Here is a 275-nt window from a genome sequence, read left to right on the forward strand (position 1 = left end):
GCCAGGAACTGCATGGAAGCCGGATCAGAAGCGGAAGCGGCAACGATGATGGTGTTTTCCATCGCACCGTGCTCTTCCAGTTTGCGCACCACGTTGGCAATGGTGGACTGCTTCTGGCCGATGGCAACGTAGACACACTTAATGCCGGAGTCTTTCTGGTTGATGATCGCATCAACGGCAACGGCAGTCTTACCGATCTGGCGGTCACCAATGATCAGCTCACGCTGACCACGGCCGATTGGCACCATGGCATCGATAGACTTGTAACCGGTTTG

Annotated in this window: 1 pseudogene; it reads right to left on the minus strand. The window is 55.3% G+C overall.

The window, feature by feature from the left end:
* A pseudogene (locus tag A3730_RS11575) lies at nt 1-275 on the minus strand (F0F1 ATP synthase subunit alpha); the annotation flags it as partial.

It is taken from the genome of Alcanivorax sp. HI0044 (genome assembly GCF_001634945.1).